Annotated in this window: 14 protein-coding genes; 5 read left to right on the top strand and 9 right to left on the bottom strand. The window is 63.3% G+C overall.

Annotated elements, in window-relative coordinates; translation table 11 throughout:
- Positions 1-200 precede the first annotated feature (200 nt).
- The gene (locus AB4Y31_RS25490) at positions 201-1,055 is read left to right on the top strand and encodes a helix-turn-helix domain-containing protein (protein ID WP_026229433.1); all 855 of its coding nucleotides are present in this window, start codon (positions 201-203) and stop codon (positions 1,053-1,055) included.
- Between the two features lie 4 nt (positions 1,056-1,059).
- On the opposite strand, the gene AB4Y31_RS25485 is transcribed toward AB4Y31_RS25490, so the two are convergent.
- The 5 genes from AB4Y31_RS25485 to AB4Y31_RS25465 form a co-directional block, all read right to left on the bottom strand.
- Positions 1,060-1,932 (bottom strand): LysR family transcriptional regulator, encoded by an 873-nt coding sequence (locus tag AB4Y31_RS25485; protein WP_368676415.1) that lies wholly within the window; start codon positions 1,930-1,932, stop codon positions 1,060-1,062.
- A 245-nt stretch (positions 1,933-2,177) separates the two neighbouring features.
- Positions 2,178-3,743: a hypothetical protein gene (locus AB4Y31_RS25480; RefSeq protein ID WP_368676414.1), complete on the bottom strand. Its 1,566-nt coding sequence runs from the start codon at positions 3,741-3,743 to the stop codon at positions 2,178-2,180.
- A gap of 383 nt (positions 3,744-4,126) precedes the next feature.
- Entirely contained in the window at positions 4,127-4,894 is a 768-nt protein-coding gene (locus AB4Y31_RS25475) for a helix-turn-helix domain-containing protein (protein ID WP_368676413.1), read from the bottom strand.
- Between the two features lie 77 nt (positions 4,895-4,971).
- Positions 4,972-6,105, bottom strand: coding sequence for an NAD(P)/FAD-dependent oxidoreductase (locus AB4Y31_RS25470; RefSeq protein ID WP_368676412.1), 1,134 nt, complete (start codon positions 6,103-6,105; stop codon positions 4,972-4,974).
- Between the two features lie 5 nt (positions 6,106-6,110).
- Complete coding sequence (locus AB4Y31_RS25465) at positions 6,111-7,124, bottom strand: proline racemase family protein (protein WP_368676411.1); 1,014 nt, start codon at positions 7,122-7,124, stop codon at positions 6,111-6,113.
- 271 nt (positions 7,125-7,395) lie between these two features.
- On the opposite strand from AB4Y31_RS25465, the gene AB4Y31_RS25460 reads away from it, so the two are divergent.
- Positions 7,396-8,301 carry a dihydrodipicolinate synthase family protein gene (locus AB4Y31_RS25460; protein ID WP_368676410.1) on the top strand — a complete coding sequence of 302 codons (906 nt, stop codon included), beginning with the start codon at positions 7,396-7,398 and terminating at the stop codon, positions 8,299-8,301.
- Positions 8,302-8,324: 23 nt separating this feature from the next.
- Here AB4Y31_RS25460 and AB4Y31_RS25455 read toward each other — a convergent pair whose 3' ends face one another.
- Positions 8,325-9,167, bottom strand: coding sequence for a polysaccharide deacetylase family protein (locus AB4Y31_RS25455; RefSeq protein WP_223258557.1), 843 nt, complete (start codon positions 9,165-9,167; stop codon positions 8,325-8,327).
- Positions 9,168-9,420: 253 nt separating this feature from the next.
- Here AB4Y31_RS25455 and AB4Y31_RS25450 point away from each other — a divergent pair, with 253 nt between their 5' ends.
- Positions 9,421-10,893 (top strand): MFS transporter, encoded by a 1,473-nt coding sequence (locus AB4Y31_RS25450; RefSeq protein WP_368676409.1) that lies wholly within the window; start codon positions 9,421-9,423, stop codon positions 10,891-10,893.
- Between the two features lie 68 nt (positions 10,894-10,961).
- On the opposite strand, the gene AB4Y31_RS25445 is transcribed toward AB4Y31_RS25450, so the two are convergent.
- From AB4Y31_RS25445 to AB4Y31_RS25435, 3 genes are all read right to left on the bottom strand, one after another.
- Positions 10,962-11,234: a hypothetical protein gene (locus tag AB4Y31_RS25445; protein WP_018439384.1), complete on the bottom strand. Its 273-nt coding sequence runs from the start codon at positions 11,232-11,234 to the stop codon at positions 10,962-10,964.
- A 116-nt stretch (positions 11,235-11,350) separates the two neighbouring features.
- Positions 11,351-11,779 (bottom strand): DoxX family protein, encoded by a 429-nt coding sequence (locus tag AB4Y31_RS25440; RefSeq protein ID WP_026229430.1) that lies wholly within the window; start codon positions 11,777-11,779, stop codon positions 11,351-11,353.
- 237 nt (positions 11,780-12,016) lie between these two features.
- The gene (locus AB4Y31_RS25435) at positions 12,017-13,465 is read right to left on the bottom strand and encodes a sigma 54-interacting transcriptional regulator (RefSeq protein ID WP_368676408.1); all 1,449 of its coding nucleotides are present in this window, start codon (positions 13,463-13,465) and stop codon (positions 12,017-12,019) included.
- A gap of 1,420 nt (positions 13,466-14,885) precedes the next feature.
- Here AB4Y31_RS25435 and AB4Y31_RS25430 point away from each other — a divergent pair.
- Positions 14,886-15,347 carry a GtrA family protein gene (locus AB4Y31_RS25430; protein ID WP_368676407.1) on the top strand — a complete coding sequence of 154 codons (462 nt, stop codon included), beginning with the start codon at positions 14,886-14,888 and terminating at the stop codon, positions 15,345-15,347.
- Positions 15,304-16,323, top strand: coding sequence for a glycosyltransferase family 2 protein (locus tag AB4Y31_RS25425; protein WP_368676406.1), 1,020 nt, complete (start codon positions 15,304-15,306; stop codon positions 16,321-16,323). The genes AB4Y31_RS25430 and AB4Y31_RS25425 overlap by 44 nt, the downstream gene beginning before the upstream one ends.
- Positions 16,324-16,422: the final 99 nt, after the last annotated feature.

Genomic DNA, 16,422 nt, shown 5'->3' with positions numbered 1-16,422 from the left:
CGTCGATTCGTTATAGCGATCAGCGTCGTCGATAGTTGCAAACTTAACGGCTGGATACACAATTGAAAAACGGCGCAGCTTGGTTGCGCGGTTAAAATACGCCGCGCTCCTTCGTATGTTTCGCCGGCCGCTCCGCCCTCCCGCGGCGCGGCGGGGGTTATTCCATAATCGCTCTCGGACGACGAAACGTCCCCAGCAGCATGACAAACGATGCAACCTCAATGGATTCACTGGCCGTCGCCGAACGCGTCCGCGCGCTGATGACAAAGCGCGGCATCGCCAAGCGGCAACAGACGACCGAGCTGTGCCGGATACTGGAGCTGAGCTTCTCCCAGGGGCACCGCAAACTGCGCGGCAGCAGCCCGTGGACGCTCGCGCAGATCCGCAAGGTCGCCGAAGCGTTCAACGAGCCGGCGGCGCAGCTTGTCGGGATGGCACATGACGAACCTGGGGTCGCCGAAGCAAGCGCACGCGAGGCGTTGCTATGCATCGGTCCCGCGGAATGGCCCTGCATCGCTTGGATCGGCAATCCGGTCAACGCCCACCGATATGCCGAGTACGTCGCCTACCCGCGCGGCGACCAGTGGCGAGTCGTGCGGGCCGAAGGCGCGCTTGCGGCCGATGCGTGCGAAGTCGTCAAAATCGAAATCCACCCGCAGCGCGCGCAGGATCGCCGGCCCGTGGTCGCCGTGGTGGACAGCGATCGCACCGCCGCGGAAGCGCTGCGCGCGTATCTGGAGCAAAGCGGCTTCAGCCCGGTCGTGCACGAAAGTCTTTCGGATTTCGAAAACGCGCTGCGCACGCAAACGTTTGATGCCGTGGTCACGGATTGGCTGTTCGGCGACGAAACGGCGGCAGCGGCGATCGAAGCCGTCCGCCGCTCGCGTCAGTCGGCCGCCCCTGTCTTTCTGCTGACCGGGGAGCTGCTCACAGGCAAGGCGAGCGAATCCGAAATCAGCGATGTCATTCGCCGGCTCGATGTCTCATGCTACGAGAAGCCCGCCCGACTGGCCATTCTCGTTGCGGATTTGTCGAAGCGCCTCGGTTTCGCCTGAGGGGTCAGCCCAGGGGCTGTGCCTGCGCGACGATCCAGTTCATGAACGATTGCATCGCGGCCGTTACGCGCTTGGACTTGAGCCACGTAAGCCAGTAGCTTCCTGTATCGACTTCGACGTCGAATGCGCAGACAAGGCGCCCCGAGCGCAACTCGCGCTCGAACATCCGCACCGGCGCGAGCGCCACGCCGGCCCCTTGCATGGCCGCTTCCACCATCAGGCGGGACGAGTCGAAGACGGGCCCCCGGATCGCTCGAGGCTCGACGCCGGCCGCTTCGAACCAACGAACCCATTCGTCGGCGCGATACGAGCGCAGCAACGTCTCATCGGCAAGGTCGCGAGGCGTGGACAGCCGCGCCGCGACGTCGGGCGCGCACAGCACGCCGAGCGGCGCCTCGATGAGGCGCTCGGCCTGCATGCCGGGCCATTTGCCGTCGCCGAAACGGATCGCGCAATCGAACCCTTCGGCGGCGACATCGACGAGGTTGTTATGAGTCAGCAGTCGTAACTCGACGAACGGATGGTCGGCCCGGAATCGATTGAGTCGCGGCATCAGCCATCCGACGGCGAACGTGCCGACGACGCCGACGGTCAGCACTTCATGGAAGTGGCCGCCCTCGAATTGTCTCAGTACCGCGTCGATGCGGTCGAAAGCGTCGGTCAGCACGGGCAGCAGCGCGAGGCCCTCGTCGGTCATGCCGAGCCCGCGCGGCAGCCGCTTGAAGAGCACGGCGCCGAGGCGCTCCTCGAGCACGCGCACCTGCTGACTGACCGCCGCCTGAGTGACGCTGAGCTCGCGTGCCGCACGCGTGAAGCTGAGGTGCCTCGCCGAGGCTTCGAACGCGCGCAATGCGTTCAAAGGCAGATTACGACCCATCGCTCACGATCCGTACGATTTTTAGAAACGAGCCATTATCTTCGATTGCCGGGAAGTGGAGAACGGGCACACGCGGTGGAATACGATGGAGCAGCGCCTCACCATGGCGATCGACAAGGCGAGCGGACAGCGCTGTTCTTCAGGAGTGCTAACGGAAGGAAGATCGCCTCTTGCCGGGCGGCAGCGAGCTGGTGAGCCGGCAATGCGCTGCAGGAGCGCACCGCCGGCACGATAAAGACCTGTGACTATTGCGTCAGCATCGGCACATCCGGCTGAGTCGACGCCGGGCTCGCGGGTCGGGTCTGCGTAGGCGCGATCGGACCGGCTGTCGTGGGCGCTGCCGACGATCTTTCCAGTATGGGCGGCATTTGCGCGGTCGTCGCAGGCGCGGCAGGCCTTGTCTGCGCGGACTGAACCGGCGCGCCCGCCGCCGGCGCGGGCGGTCGCCCGGGCTCGACCAACATCGGCACTGCCGGCTGGGCGGGTTCAGGCCGTGCCGACGCATTGGATTCGATCATGGCGCGATTCACGAGCGCGCGCGCTTCGCCGCTGCTCGCATCGATCGACAGCGCGTTCCCCGCGTTGTGCCACGCGCAAGTCCATCGTTGCTCGACGAAGCAGGTGCGTGCGGCAACCAGCGCCGCATCGCGCGCTTGTTCACGCGAAACCAAGTCGCGCTGCAACATGAACGCATCGCTGTTGTCGGGCTGCGCGGCCTGCGCGGCGGCAATCGCGCGACGTGCGCCCGAAAGATTGTTCTTCGCGAGATTCTCCTGAGCGGCGGCGATGGAGTGGGCAACCGATGCCTGGCGCCGTTCGCTGTGCGCTTCGTCCTTCGCGGAAGGCGATGCGGCCGACGGCGCGCGCGCCGCGGCCAGTGTCTGGCGGCTTTGCCGCGGAGCCGCACTCTTCGACCGTCCCGCCGACTGAGCCGACTGAGCGGACGGCGGCACGACGACTGGCGCGACGGCCGCCGACGGGTGCGAGGACTGCTGCTCGGAGGACGGACCGGGTTGCGTCGTGGAAAAACCTGTCAGGTCCGATGCGCTCGGCTCGATCGAAGCGACCGACGGAGCGGGCGCGGCAGGCTTCGCGGGCACCTGCTCCGCGACCTGAGGCGAAGAGGGAGCGGCCTGCTGCGGAGCGGGTGCGACCTCCGCCTGCTTGGCGAGCGTCTGTGGCGAAGGCTGCGGTGCACTCGGCGCATTGATCGCCGGCCGCGGAACCGGCGCAGCGGAATTAGCCGCCGTCTTCGGCGCCCCTGAGGATTTCGTCCCTGGAGATGGAGCGGGGGTGGCGGCGGCGACGGCCGGGCCCGCCTGCGCACGGCGAGCTTCCGCATCGCGACGGTCCGCCGCCTCCGCTGAAGCCCCGCCCTGGCCGGCTTGCACGCTGCCTTCCGACATCCGTTGAGTGGTCTGCTGCGTTTGCGTCGACGCATTGTCATGACGATGGAGCAAGACAGCGCCACCGTAGAGAACGACGAATGCGAGAAGCGTGAGCGCGGTGCCGCCCTTCAATCCCCAATGTCGGCCGCCTCCGGACATGGGCGGATGCATGTCGCGGTAAGACGAATCGAAATCGGCCGCGAAAAGCGGCCTCGGGCGCGAGGCCCAGAGTGCCTCGCCGAGTGGCAAATCGGCGCCTGCGTTCTTCGAAGGCTCCTCGCGCGAAGCGGGCTCGTCGCCACCGAGCGCCAACCGCGCATGAGTGCCGCAATGTGGGCAAAAAGAAACGGGCTCGTCGATCCGGCCGCCGCAACGTGAGCACGTTGCCGGAAATCGCGGGCCCTCACGAGGTTCGTTGCGCATCGTCGTCCCCTTACCACGCAACCGACGGCGGTCCTACGCCCCGCGTCGGCGAGGCAGGCGTCGGCGCCAAAACAGCGCGTCGCGCAGACCGCACAGTAAAATTTGCAAATGTGGACATTCCTACCGATACTCGAAATCCGATCACGCGGCCCAATATCGGCCACCGGTCGACATGCGTCAAGGCGGCTTGCAAACTAGCATCAGCGCCGATCGGCCAGAAGCTAGAAATCCGCTGCAAGTCGATCGCCGCCCATTTTTGCCCGACGGTTGCCGTGGCCACGCGCCGCTATTCGTGAGACGAGACGGTGCGGGCGCCGTTCCCGCTCGATACATTGCGTTACTCGCGCTTACGCACCGTCACATTGCGACGTTCTTCGACCCGGTCAACGAGTCCGACCGAGCAGCAACGTCCGATATTCGCTCGGCGTGATGCCGACTGTCGCCTTGAACTGCCGCGTGAACGCGCTGTGATCGGTATAGCCGCAGAGCGCGGCCACGTCCGTCACTTTATCGCTCGAGACGAGCAGCGCCGTCGCCGCGTCCAGGCGCGTCTTCAGCAATACCTGACGCGGCGTCAGATGAAAGACCTTGTGAAAGTACCGCTCCAGCTGCGCCACCGACATGCCGGCCTTCCGCGCCAATTGCGCCATGTTCAACGGCTCTCTGTAGTTCTCCTGAATATGTTGAACGATCGCCGCCAGGCGCGAATAGGCGGGATGCGTCTTCTCGCTCGCCTTCAGGTCGCGCGAAATGCCGGCCACGCCGACGATCCCGCCCGCGGCACTGCGCAGCGGAACCTTCGTCGTCAGGCACCAGCCTGGCTGGCGTCCCGGATACAGGTGCAGTTCGAGCTGATCCAGTATCGCGGGGCTGCCATCGATGATGGCTTTGTCCTGTGCCATATAGACGCTGCCGAAGCGGCTCGGAAAGACCTCCTCCGTCGTCTTGCCGATGAGCGCGTCCTTTTCCTTGCAGCCGCAGCGTGAAGCGAGCGTGCGATTGACGAGCGCGTAGCGTGTTTGCGCGTCCTTGACGAAGAACACGACGTCCGGCAGCGCATCGAAGACAGGCTCGAGCTGTTCAAAGAGCGGCAACATGTCAGAGAGGGTCGTGCCCGCGGGCACATCGGGCAAGGAAAGCATCGGCAGCATCGTCGGGGTCGCGCGAGCTCGCGCGTCGCACGCGAAAATCGAAATGTGCCTCGATTATAGGGGCGCGGCGACCTGCGTCAGCCCGCGGACACGGCTGCGCAAAAGCGGCCCGGCAGATACGGTGCGACGTCAATGGGTGCATCGGTCGAGAAGAGTTGCGCCGCAAGCAGTTTCGCCGTTGCCAGCGAAGTCGTCACGCCAAGCCCTTCGTGCCCCGTGGCCATCCAGACGCCAGGCACGCCCGAGCCCGGCGGCGCCGGGCCGATCAGCGGCAGGCCGTCAGGCGTCGCGGCGCGAAAGCCCGTCCACGCCCGCAACGCGTTGAGCCGCGCGAGCCCCGGCAGATACTGCTCGCAACGCGCGAGCATTTGGGCGAGCACGGGCACCTCGACGTCGGGATCGGTGGTATCGAATTGCCGCGACGAGCCGAGCAACAACTGCCCTGTCGGCCGCGCCTGCGCATTGAACGCAACCGATGTTCCGCCCGATCGATGCGCGCTTTTAATGTAGCCGAGCTCGAGCAGTTGATGAGAAATGAATCCCGGGTAGCGATCGGTGATGACGAGATGCCCCTTCTTCGCGCGCAGCGGCAAGGAGGGAATGAGCCGCGTCGCGGCGAGGCCGTTCGCGACAACGACGACGTCCGCGCCGACGCGCTCGCCGCTGGCGAGCGTCACGGTGCGCGCGTCGACGGCCACGACTTCGCTTTCGGTCCGCAACGCGATGTTTCGGTGTCCTGACGATTCGGCGAGCAGCCACTGGGCCGCGCGCGGAGCGTAGACGATCGCATCGTCTTCGACGAGCAGCCCGCCCACGAGCGACGGAGCGAGTTGAGGCTCACATTGGTGCAGCGCCGCCTGATCGAGCAAATGCGCCCTCAGCCTGTGCGTAGCGAACGTCTCGTGCAGCGCGCGCGCTGCCTGCCATTCCTCCTCGTCAGCGGCGGCCCATAGCGTGCCGCAGCGGTGAAACGCATCGTCGCGTCGCAGTTGCGGAGCGAGTGCCAGCCAAAGATCGCGCGAATGGCGCGCGAGCGCGAACTCGGCCGGTGTATCGTTCATGACTACGATGTGCCCCATGCCCGCCGCGGTGGCGCCGCAGCCGATGCCGCCGGCCTCGAACACCTCCACCTTCATGCCGCGCGCGGCGAGTTCGGCAGCACAGGCGGCACCGACGATGCCCGCCCCTACGACGAGTGCGTCAGCTTTCATTCGGTTCACGCAACGGGAATCCCTGAAGCGAACGGATCGTCCTCCTCGAAGCAGAGTTTGCCCTCGGCCATGATGTGCGCGCGGCCTGTGATGGTAGGCACGATGGCCCGCGTATCGCCTGATCCGGCGTCGATCGCTCGGACCGCATCGGATTGATCGTCTGTTTCGCTCGCGGCAGCATCGTCGAGCGAGACATAGCGCCCTTCGAAGACGCTGCCGATGATGCTCTCTTGCCGCCAGACCTCGCCCTGGGCGAGCCTCCCGTCCGCGGCAAGGCACGCGAGCTTCGCGCTCGTGCCCGTGCCGCACGGCGAACGGTCGTAGGCGTTGCCGGGGCACAGCACGAAATTTCGACTGTCGATACCGGCGCGCGGGCTTCGCGCGAAGAGCTCGATATGATCGATGAGCGCACCGCCCGCTCCGGTCACGCTTTGCGCCTCGAGCGCCTCGCGGATCGCATGCGTGAACGTGGTCAGTTCGCCGATGTGGGCCGGCTCGAGCGTGCGCCCGTGCTCCGACACGAGGAAGAACCAGTTGCCGCCCCATGCGACATCGCCCGTGACGGCCCCGTACCCCGGCACATCGACGGTCAGGGCGCGACGATAGCGATACGCAGCCACGTTGCGTACGGATACGCTTCCGTCTTCGTTAAGCGTCGCTTCGACGATGCCGACGGGCGTCTCGATCCGGTGACGCCCCGGCTCGATGCGTCCCATATAGGCGAGCGATGCGACGAGCCCGATCGTGCCGTGGCCGCACATGCCGAGATAGCCCACATTGTTGAAAAAGATGACGCCCGCGGAGCAGCTCGAATCATGCGGCTCGCAAAGCAGTGCGCCGACGATCACGTCTGAGCCTCTCGGCTCGATGACGACGCCGGCGCGCCAGTCGTCGTGATGCTCGCGCAGCCGCTTGAGCCGCTCGGAAAGCGGGCCGCTGCCGAGGTCGGGGCCGCCGGCCACGACGAGGCGCGTGGGTTCGCCGCCGGTATGGGAGTCGATAATAGGGATGGTCTTCATCGTAAAACTAGCCTCGGTTTGAAACCCCGGCAGCAAGGCCGGTGAGCCGGGACCCCGGCCTGAACGATTGCTGCGCCAATGGTAGGAATGCGCGAGGCTTGCCGTCTTGGCGCCGATGCGCGCCGCCAATGACGATTTCGGCACATCGATGCGGGTTCCCGGTTATGCCGAAATCGTCATCGCCGATGCGCGTAGGCCGCAAGACGCCTCGGTGCCTCGGGCATACACTGCCGAACATCCCGTCTACCGGATTCGCTCAAGGAGAGGAGCAATGGCCACTACATGGAAGGGCGTACTGCCCGCGGTCACCACGAAGTTTCACGAGGATTTCAGCATAGACCGCGCTTGGACGAAGAAGAACATCGAGGCGCAGATCGACGCGGGCGTCGACGGCATTATCGTCTCCGGTTCGCTCGGCGAAGCCTCGACGCTTTCGCTCGACGAAAAGCTCGAGGTGCTCGACATCGCTGTGGAAGCCGCGCGCGGCCGCGTCCCCGTGCTGCTGACGATTGCGGAAAACAGCACGCTCGACGGCTGCCGTCAGGCCGAGCGCGGCGCCGCGCACGGCGCGGCCGGCTACATGGTCCTGCCGGGACTTCGCTATTTGTCGGATCGCCGCGAGACGCTCAATCATTTCCGCATGGTTGCGAAGGCGAGCCCCCTGCCGCTCATGATTTACAACAATCCCCTCGCCTACGGTGTCGATATGACGCCCGAGATGTTCGCCGAGATCGCCGACGAGCCAAAGATCGTGGCGATCAAGGAATCATGCGGCGATGTGCGGCGCGTGACCGATCTGATCAACGCGGTGGGCGAACGCTATTCGATCCTCTGCGGCGTCGATAATCTGGCCATGGAGGCGATGCTGATGGGCGCGCATGGCTGGGTCGCCGGGCTCGTCTGCGCGTTTCCACGGGAAACGGTGGCAATCTATCGCCTGCTTCAGCAAGGCCGCGTCGCGGAGGCGCTGAAAATTTATCGATGGTTCGCGCCGTTGCTCGCACTCGATGTGTCGCACAAGCTCGTGCAGAACATCAAGCTCGCCGAAGCCATCGTCGGCCTGGGTACCGAGCACGTGCGTCCGCCGCGGCTGCCGTTGGCCGGTGACGAGCGCAAGGCCGTCGAATCGTTGATTCGCAAGGCGATCGAAACGCGGCCGGCGTTGCCGGCTGTCTGACGGACGGCGAACATCGAGCACGATCAAAACTGCGGGAAGCGCCCTCCCCACCCGCCGCGGCGCAAATAGCGAAACGAGAGCGGGATGCCGGTCAATTGCGCTGCGAACCATCTCACCGACGCGTGATCGTCGACGATGATGGTGCGCAGCCGAAACGGATCGGTCGAACCGTCGTTCCAGCCGACGTCGCATGTTCGAGCGCTCGTGTAGCCTGCTGCTTTCACCAACTCGACTTCCCGCTCCCCATAGTTGCCGTTCGGATACGCAAAATGTGAGCATGCGTTCCCAACCAGCTGCTCGATCTCGCGCTTGCAAGCGACGATCTCGTTCTCGCATTCGGCATCGTTGCAACGCGTCAGCACCGGATGGAATTGCGTGTGCGCCTGAAAGTCCACGTACGGACGCATCGCTTCGATTTGCTCGACGGTAAGGCCTGTCGCTCGATCGTCGCCGTCCTGGCGATAGCCGTATGCATCGAGTTCAGCAAGGCGCTCCGCATTCGTCATATGCTTGAGGCGCTCGATGCCGGCTTTCTTCGCTCCCGGATGCAACCACCAGTGCGTGCGCGCGCGACCGACAATGCCGCTGCAAAGAAAGATCGTTGGGCGCACGCGATGCTTGATGAACACGGGCAGCAGATCCGCGTTGCCGATGTGACCATCGTCGAGCGTGATCACGGCGCGTGGACGCCCCTGCCCCGGCGTGCGCGCCTTTTCGAGAGGCACGAAATCGCACATTTCGCGCAGATAACCGAGATGCGCATCCAGCGTCGCTGGGTCGGGATCGTGATAAAGGAGGATCGCCACGCGGTCCCGCCACAGCAAGGCGCGAGTCGCCCTCGCGACGCCTGTCAGAACGAACAGCATCGCGATGAACTCTTTGAATGCTGCCCCGCCCGAGGTTTGGGACATTGGTTTTCTCCGTTCGAGGACGACGCGCAGCCACAACGAGTCTAGGGAGAGGCGCCCCTGGTCATCGGTACGCAGCCGCACAATGCCAGCGAGAACGAACTTCCGCTGGACCAGCCGGGATTCGACGGCCCGCGGCGACGCTGACCATCCATCGACGTTTCACTCGATGACGAACCATTCCTTACGCCGCGTCGCTAACATGGGTCCAATGAATACGCTCACACCTCTCCAAGCAACCGCGCGGTTCACACCAACGAACGCGCGCATCCTCGCCACGGTCAGCATTGCATTCGTCGTCACGCAACTGGACGTGACGATCGTCAACATCGCCTTGCCGAGCATCGGCAACCAGTTGCATGCGCCGGTGGCAAGTCTTCAATGGATCGTCGACGCCTACACGCTCGCGTTCGCCGTGCTGATGCTTTCGGCCGGCGTGCTCGGCGATCGCTACGGCGCCAGGCGACTCTTCTCGGCGGGCCTCGCGTTGTTCGCATTGGCGTCGCTCGCATGCGGTCTCGCCCCGAACGCGCCGGCGCTCGTCGCCGCTCGCGCGGTACAAGGCGCCGCCGCGGCCGCGATGCTGCCGAACTCGCTCGCGCTCCTGAACCGCTCATGCGGCCACCACCCTCACTTGCGCGCTCGCGCCGTCGGGCTATGGACCGCATCGGGCGCAGTCTCGATTGCGGCGGGGCCCGTCCTCGGCGGGCTGTTGATCGCCGCATTCGGCTGGCGCAGCATCTTCCTCGTCAACCTGCCGATCTGCGCGCTGGGTCTGCTGGCCACGTTTGCGTGGGTGCCGAATGAACGAGAAGAGACATCACGCCGTCGAACGAGCGGGACGGTCGGCATCGACGTTCCGGGTCAATGCGCCGCAATCGTCGCATTGACCGCGTTCACGGGCGCCGTTATCGAGTCACAGCCTCTAGGCGGGGGAAGTCCGTGGATCGTCGGCGCATTGGCGGCCGCGATGCTCGCCTGCATCGTATTCGTCGTGATCGAAATGCGGAGCAAAGCGCCGATGGTGCCGCTATCGTTGCTGCGCGACGCAACGATCAGCGCGGCCGTCGTATTCGGCGTTTGCGTGAACCTGGCCTACTACGGGACCGTGTTCGTCTTGAGCCTCTACCTGCAACGTGCGCATGGCGAGACGCCGCTCACGGCGGGCCTCGCATTCCTTCCGCTGACGGGGGGCTTCCTGGTCTCCAATGTCGTGAGCGGCTGGGTGGTCGCGCGCCGCGGGCCGCGCTTCCCCATGATGTTGGGCGCCGCGATCGGCGCTCTCGGCTACGGCTTGTTGCATACAGCGCGAGCGGACAGTTCGTACGCGGCGCTCGTCGTGCCGTTTCTGTTGATTCCGGGTGGCATGGGGCTCGCGGTGCCCGCGATGACGACGGCCATCCTCGCCTCGGTTGAACCGCATCGCGCCGGCACGGCGTCGGCCGTCCTAAATACCGCGCGTCAGGCGGGCGGCGCTGTAGGCGTTGCCGCGTTCGGCGCCCTCGCGAGCGGCACGGGCACGCAAGCGGTGGTGACCGGGCTACAGGCCTCGGCCGCGATTTCCGCCGCGTTGCTCATTGCAGGCATGTTGGCAAGCATTCTCGTCCACCCGGAAGGGCACGCGCGGCGGGAACTCGCAGGCGCGCCGGCGCGCCACGGCGCGCATGAGCCGCAAGGAAGATGAGCGTTACACGAAAAAAAACGGGCGGCGTTAGAAAAAACGTACACCGCCCGCACGCGAGGAAGCCGCCGTCACAGCTTGGCGTTTTGTATCGTGCCCGTGTCGAGCGCACGCTCGATGAGCCCTTCTTCGCACGCCTTGCGAATTGCATTGGCGATAAGCTTGTCGGGCGGCTCCATGTCCGCTTTCAGTGCGCCAAGCAATCCGCTCGAATCGAATACCACGAGCGTCTCAGCCGAATCGTCGCGGCTGATGATGACGCGATGCGCCAACTCCCCTTCGCCGAGCGTCGCGCAAAACCGCATCGGACGGCCGTTTATGGTCTGCTCGAAATTCTCGATCATCGCTGCGCCCTCCGTGATGAAGCCGAAGCGTTCGTAGCGGTAAGAGAAGCAAGCTCCGTGCGCAGACGATGATTCATACCGACGAACGTTCGATTTGTCCGGCGCGATTTCTGTATCTACAGCAGACGCCGCTTCGGCGTACGCGCCGCGTCGATGCTGAGCGCGCCGGCGCCCGTCACGCAGAGCAGAAGGAAACCGCCTGCTATGCCGATGTTTTTCCAGAAATGAATCACCATGTCGCGCTGAACGGCCGCATCGACCACGTTCCAGAAATCATGCCCGAGCACGGCCGTGATGACCGTATAGGCTGCCATGATGATGCCGAGCGGTCGGATCAAGAAGCCGACGACGAGGAAAATGCCGCCGATCAGCTCAATTGCCGTCGCGATCCCCGCACCGATCTCGGGGAACGGCACGCCTTTTGAATGCAGATACCCCACGAAACCGGAATAAGCCAGCAGCTTCATGACACCGCCCCAGAGAAAGAGCACGGCAAGCGCAAGGCGGGCGAAGAAGATGATGCCGGAATCGATGGGACGCGCCATGAATGCTTTCCTCCTTTTTTCGTCGATCATGACAGGCAGTGACGATCGCCGCGGGCCGGCGTGTCGATGCTCAGGATATGCGCTGCGCCCTGGATTTCCAAGCGCGGCGCACATCCTCGTGCCTCAAATCGAACGAACGACTCTGGAAGAAAGGCGAACCGCTCAGCGCAAACGCAGCGAATCGAGCTGACTTTGGGCGGTTCGCGCCGATACTTCTTTCTTAGGCTCGGCTCGAGCCTATGCGACCTGCTGCGGCCTCGATTCGCCCGGATCGTCCGATTCGCGGTGGTCGCTTCCGCCAACCACGTCGAGCTGACGCATCATCGGCGCCTCCGAGCGCAGCCCGATCGCATTGAGCAGGCGGTACAACGTGGCGCGCGAAACGCCCAGCTCCGCGGCCGCACTCGAAAGACTGTACGCGTGACGCGCCAGCGCCTCGCGTACCGCCGCGCGCTCCGCTTCGCAACGGACTTCGGCGAGCGTGCGCCCCGGCTTCGGCCCGGCATCGGGCAGACCGAGATCATCGGCCGTGATGAAGCGTCCTTCCGCCATCACGACGGCACGCCTCACGCAGTTGATAAGCTCGCGGACATTGCCGGGCCACGCGTAGTTGAACATCGCCGTAATCGCATCGCTCGAAAAGCCGCGAATCTTGCGCCGGCCGTCGCGCTTATGCAGCGTGAGCGCATGGTAGGCGAGCAGTTTGATATCGTGGCCGCGCTGGCGCAATGGCGGCTCGTCGAGGCGCAGCACGCAAAGCCGATGATAGAGGTCGGCCCGGAAACGCCCCGCCTCGATGGCCTGCTGCAAATCGACGTGGGTCGCCGAGATGATGCGCGCGTCGACCTTGGTCGAGGCGTTGCCGCCGAGGCGCTCGATCGTCCCCTCCTGCAAAAAGCGCAACAGGACGGCCTGGCACTCGTGCGGCATATCGCCGATTTCGTCGAGAAAGAGCGTTCCTCCGGCGGCGGCCTCGATGCGCCCGATCTTTCGTTGCAAGGCGCCGGTAAACGCGCCGCGCTCGTGACCGAACAACTCGGACTGGAGCAACGAAGGCGGAATTGCCGCGCAATTGATCGCGACGAAGGGCTGGGCCGCGCGCGCCGAGCGATCGTGGATCGCGTGCGCGGTCAATTCCTTGCCCGTGCCCGATTCGCCGGCGATAAAGACGGGCGCATCGTTACGGGAGCATTTCTCTACCCCGCGATAGAGCCGCTGCATCGGTTCACTGTTGCCGATCATCTTGCAGCACCCCGGCATCGGCGGACCCGCGTCGACGCTGTCACGCAGGACCGAGAGGCCATGCGCATGGCCGAGCACGATCGCGAGCCGCTGATCGTCGCAGGGCATCGTGACGAAATCGAAACAGTAGTCGAGGATGAAGCGCCGAATCGCGGGTTGCTCGGCTTGTCCGTGACGAACTTGTGCCACCCACGTTGCGTCCGTATGGGACACAGACGCTTCGAGCTCGGCCAACTGCTGCTCGGTGCAGTCCAGCGGCATCGCGACGACGCCGACGCGAATGACACCGCGTTCGAGCATGCGGTCGACCTGCTGAGGTGTTCTGGCGTGAACGACATGCCAGCCGGCCGAGACGAGTCCGTCCTCGCCGACCACATCGGGCTTCAGCGAAAGAAAAAGAACCGTCCGCTCGGCGCGCAGCGGATTCGACGCTTTGTTGTTCATGTTGCCCCCCGTATCGATGCCTAACCGTTGTTCCTCAGACGTATTAAAACGGCATGCATCGGTCGAAACTTTGATTTCGATCAATCGCGGTATAAGACATCGCACTAATACTTACCCGTATCGATCGAAACCCAATCCGAGGCCGGCCGTCTCGAGCGGCTCTAGCCCCATTTTCATCCCGCCTCGCATAGGTCGGGATGTCCCGGTTCACGACAATTGAACATCCGGCATCGATGGGATGCCGGACCAGAACGACGGTCGTGCCTGCTTCTTTACCTCGGAATGATTTTTATTGCGCGCTTTCGTCCCGCACACCGCCCGTGGAGGTGCTGGGCCGATCGCGCATTGAAGCCCCTTGCATTGCAACATAGACGACAATCTGACGAAATGCCATAGGAAAATAAACGCATTAGGCCAAATCCTGATACGGGCGCAGTTTGAAACGATGGGCGTGCGGTGGTCAACATACTGATTTCAGTCGCGGTCACGAAGTTGCAAAGTCCGCAAGGTAGGGCTCGGCTGGGCTGGCGAGGTGGTTCGCGGCTGGCTGTGACGCCTATGGAAAAAGCGCACAATTAGGTGTCAGAAGACATTGCATGAAAGGCAATGTCTTCCCGTCCCCCGGCCGCCGGGATAAGGGGTCTCACGTAAGGCGCTTCCCGATGTTTGACAAGGCAATGAATTTGTCCACGGCGTTATTTCATTAAAGCTATAACGGTATCAAGATCGGATTGGCATGACCGAAAATCCGGTAATAGCTCGGGGAGAAAATGCAGACTGCCCCGCAGCCGCAAAACGTCAACGTATCAACATTGAAACGTCTAATCGCAGGTAGACGCGAAAGCCCTCCCGTTTCTGACTCAATTCCGCGACATCGGCGGCAGCGCAACTGTCGCTTCCTGCTCGGGCGGATGCGCCGCCAACACTAGAAAGGGATGCTCGATGACCGTCCGACAGCCGCCCCGTTTTGTCGCAACGTTGCGACAATTCGGACATCCGGAGGCTCGACACCCGCCTTGTCGCCACCCACTCCCTTGAAACCGAAGGCTTCCACAGCGATTGGCATAGGGCTTGCGAAGCTTGCCCGGCGGAAGTCGGCGACCGTAACACATACAACAGCCATTAGAAGAGCCCATCGAGGCCAAGGTGAAATGGCGAACTGCATGACCTACGGGGAGGGTCCTTCGCGTTCGCTGCCGCTCGCATGAAGCGACGGCAGCGAACTGCTGAGGGTAAAACGTCGACCGACTGTCGCGTCCATCTCGATCATGGCTGCTCTGGATCGAACACCGTCAGCGGGCGCGGGGCTTAAGCATAATCAGCAATGCATCGGGACGACGTTCAGACATGGTGCGTGTGCCGGTCGACATACAAGCTTCAGATCCTCGCTCGTAATGCAATCGACGACATGGGAAATAACGTGGCAGCCTTGCTGAGCGCATTCCTGCGGACACGCGTCAAGACCCTGCGCTATTTGCTGGTGGGCGGTGTCAACACGGCGTTCGGCTATTGCGTGAACGTCGGCTTGTACTACGCGTTGCATACGCAGCAACAGCTCTTTGCCATCTGTTTGCTCGCAAACGTAGTTTGCATCACCGAGGCGTTTTTTTTGCATCGGCTGTTCGTGTTCAAATCGCGCGAGCCATGGCTGCGCGAGTATTTGCGTTGTTACGCGGTCTATGGCAGCACGATGCTGGTCGCTACCGTCGCCCTATGGCTTCTTGTCGATGCCTTGGGCGTCCCTTTCTGGTTCGCTCAAATGTTGGTTCTGACGATAAGCGTGGCCGTTTCCTTTATTGGCCATGACCAGTTCACTTTCAAGAAGGTACGGGGGGAAAATGAACGACAAAAAGCTGATCACCATCGTCGCGGGATGCTATAACGAGCGCGACAACATTGCCGAGCTGCATGGGCGCATCACTGCTGCCATGCTTCAGTTTCCCCAGTATGACTACGAAATCCTGCTGATCGACAATGCGTCCACCGACGGAACGATCGACGTAATCCGGGCCATCGCCGCGCGGGATCCGCGTCTCAAGGCGATCGTCAACGTCCGCAACTTCGGACATATCCGCTCTCCCTACTACGCGCTCCTTCAGGCAACAGGCGACGCGGTCATTGGCATGGCCTCGGACCTCGAAGACCCGCCGGAGCTCATCCCCGAGTTCATACGCAAGTGGGAAGACGGTTTCAGGATCGCGATCGCGGTCAGGCAAAAGCACGAAGAGCGCGGGCTAATGCCTTGGATCCGCAAGGGTTACTACTCGCTCATCACATGCATTTCAGACGTGGAGCAAGTGCCGAACTTCACCGGCTTCGGCCTTTACGACAGGGCTGTAGTGGACATTCTGCGCGATATCGAGGACCCCTACCCGTATTTTCGCGGACTCATCTGCGAGATCGGCTATGCACGCGCGGAAATCCCGTTTGACAAGCCAGTCCGCAAGCACGGGTTCTCGAAAGGAACGTTACCCGTCTATCTCGACAATGCGCTGCTTGGCATCGTGAGTCACTCAAAAGCGCCGCTGCGCCTCGCCACCGTGATGGGCGTCGCGATGAGTGCACTGAGCTTCCTCACCGGTTTATACTACTTTGCACGCAAGCTGGTCGATTGGGATCAATTTCAAATGGGAGTGGCGCCCCTCGCGGTCGCGCTGTTCTTCTTTCTCGGCATTCTCTTTCTATTGCTCGGGCTTCTCGGCGAGTATGTCGGGCTCCTCGTGACCCATACGGTCCGGCGGCCTATCGTTGTGGAGAAAGAGCGGATCAATTTCGATCGAGGAAGATTGGCCGTACAACTGTCCGCCGTCACCGACAAAAAGAGCGCTAGCAGAGAAGCTCGCTTTACCGGAACCTGAGACGAGCGGCGTGCCCAAGCGAGTTCATGGGCTGTTGAAAATTGTCCGTCGGCAGGTCCGCGATCGCGCTGCTGACTGACTATATCTCCGCTGCCGCCC

The sequence above is a fragment of the Trinickia sp. EG282A genome (assembly GCF_040965455.1).
GTDB lineage: Bacteria > Pseudomonadota > Gammaproteobacteria > Burkholderiales > Burkholderiaceae > Trinickia > Trinickia symbiotica.
This window is presented reverse-complemented; position numbering and strand designations above follow the sequence as displayed.

Coding starts and splice junctions, on each gene's coding strand:
- AB4Y31_RS25460 (WP_368676410.1), top strand. CDS start 7,396: ATGGCCACTACATGGAAGGGCGTACTGCCCGCGGTCACCACGAAGTTT.
- AB4Y31_RS25465 (WP_368676411.1), bottom strand. CDS start 7,124: ATGAAGACCATCCCTATTATCGACTCCCATACCGGCGGCGAACCCACG.
- AB4Y31_RS25490 (WP_026229433.1), top strand. CDS start 201: ATGACAAACGATGCAACCTCAATGGATTCACTGGCCGTCGCCGAACGC.
- AB4Y31_RS25435 (WP_368676408.1), bottom strand. CDS start 13,465: ATGAACAACAAAGCGTCGAATCCGCTGCGCGCCGAGCGGACGGTTCTT.
- AB4Y31_RS25425 (WP_368676406.1), top strand. CDS start 15,304: ATGAACGACAAAAAGCTGATCACCATCGTCGCGGGATGCTATAACGAG.
- AB4Y31_RS25450 (WP_368676409.1), top strand. CDS start 9,421: ATGAATACGCTCACACCTCTCCAAGCAACCGCGCGGTTCACACCAACG.
- AB4Y31_RS25445 (WP_018439384.1), bottom strand. CDS start 11,234: ATGATCGAGAATTTCGAGCAGACCATAAACGGCCGTCCGATGCGGTTT.
- AB4Y31_RS25455 (WP_223258557.1), bottom strand. CDS start 9,167: ATGCTGTTCGTTCTGACAGGCGTCGCGAGGGCGACTCGCGCCTTGCTG.
- AB4Y31_RS25440 (WP_026229430.1), bottom strand. CDS start 11,779: ATGGCGCGTCCCATCGATTCCGGCATCATCTTCTTCGCCCGCCTTGCG.
- AB4Y31_RS25480 (WP_368676414.1), bottom strand. CDS start 3,743: ATGCGCAACGAACCTCGTGAGGGCCCGCGATTTCCGGCAACGTGCTCA.
- AB4Y31_RS25470 (WP_368676412.1), bottom strand. CDS start 6,105: ATGAAAGCTGACGCACTCGTCGTAGGGGCGGGCATCGTCGGTGCCGCC.
- AB4Y31_RS25485 (WP_368676415.1), bottom strand. CDS start 1,932: ATGGGTCGTAATCTGCCTTTGAACGCATTGCGCGCGTTCGAAGCCTCG.
- AB4Y31_RS25475 (WP_368676413.1), bottom strand. CDS start 4,894: ATGCTGCCGATGCTTTCCTTGCCCGATGTGCCCGCGGGCACGACCCTC.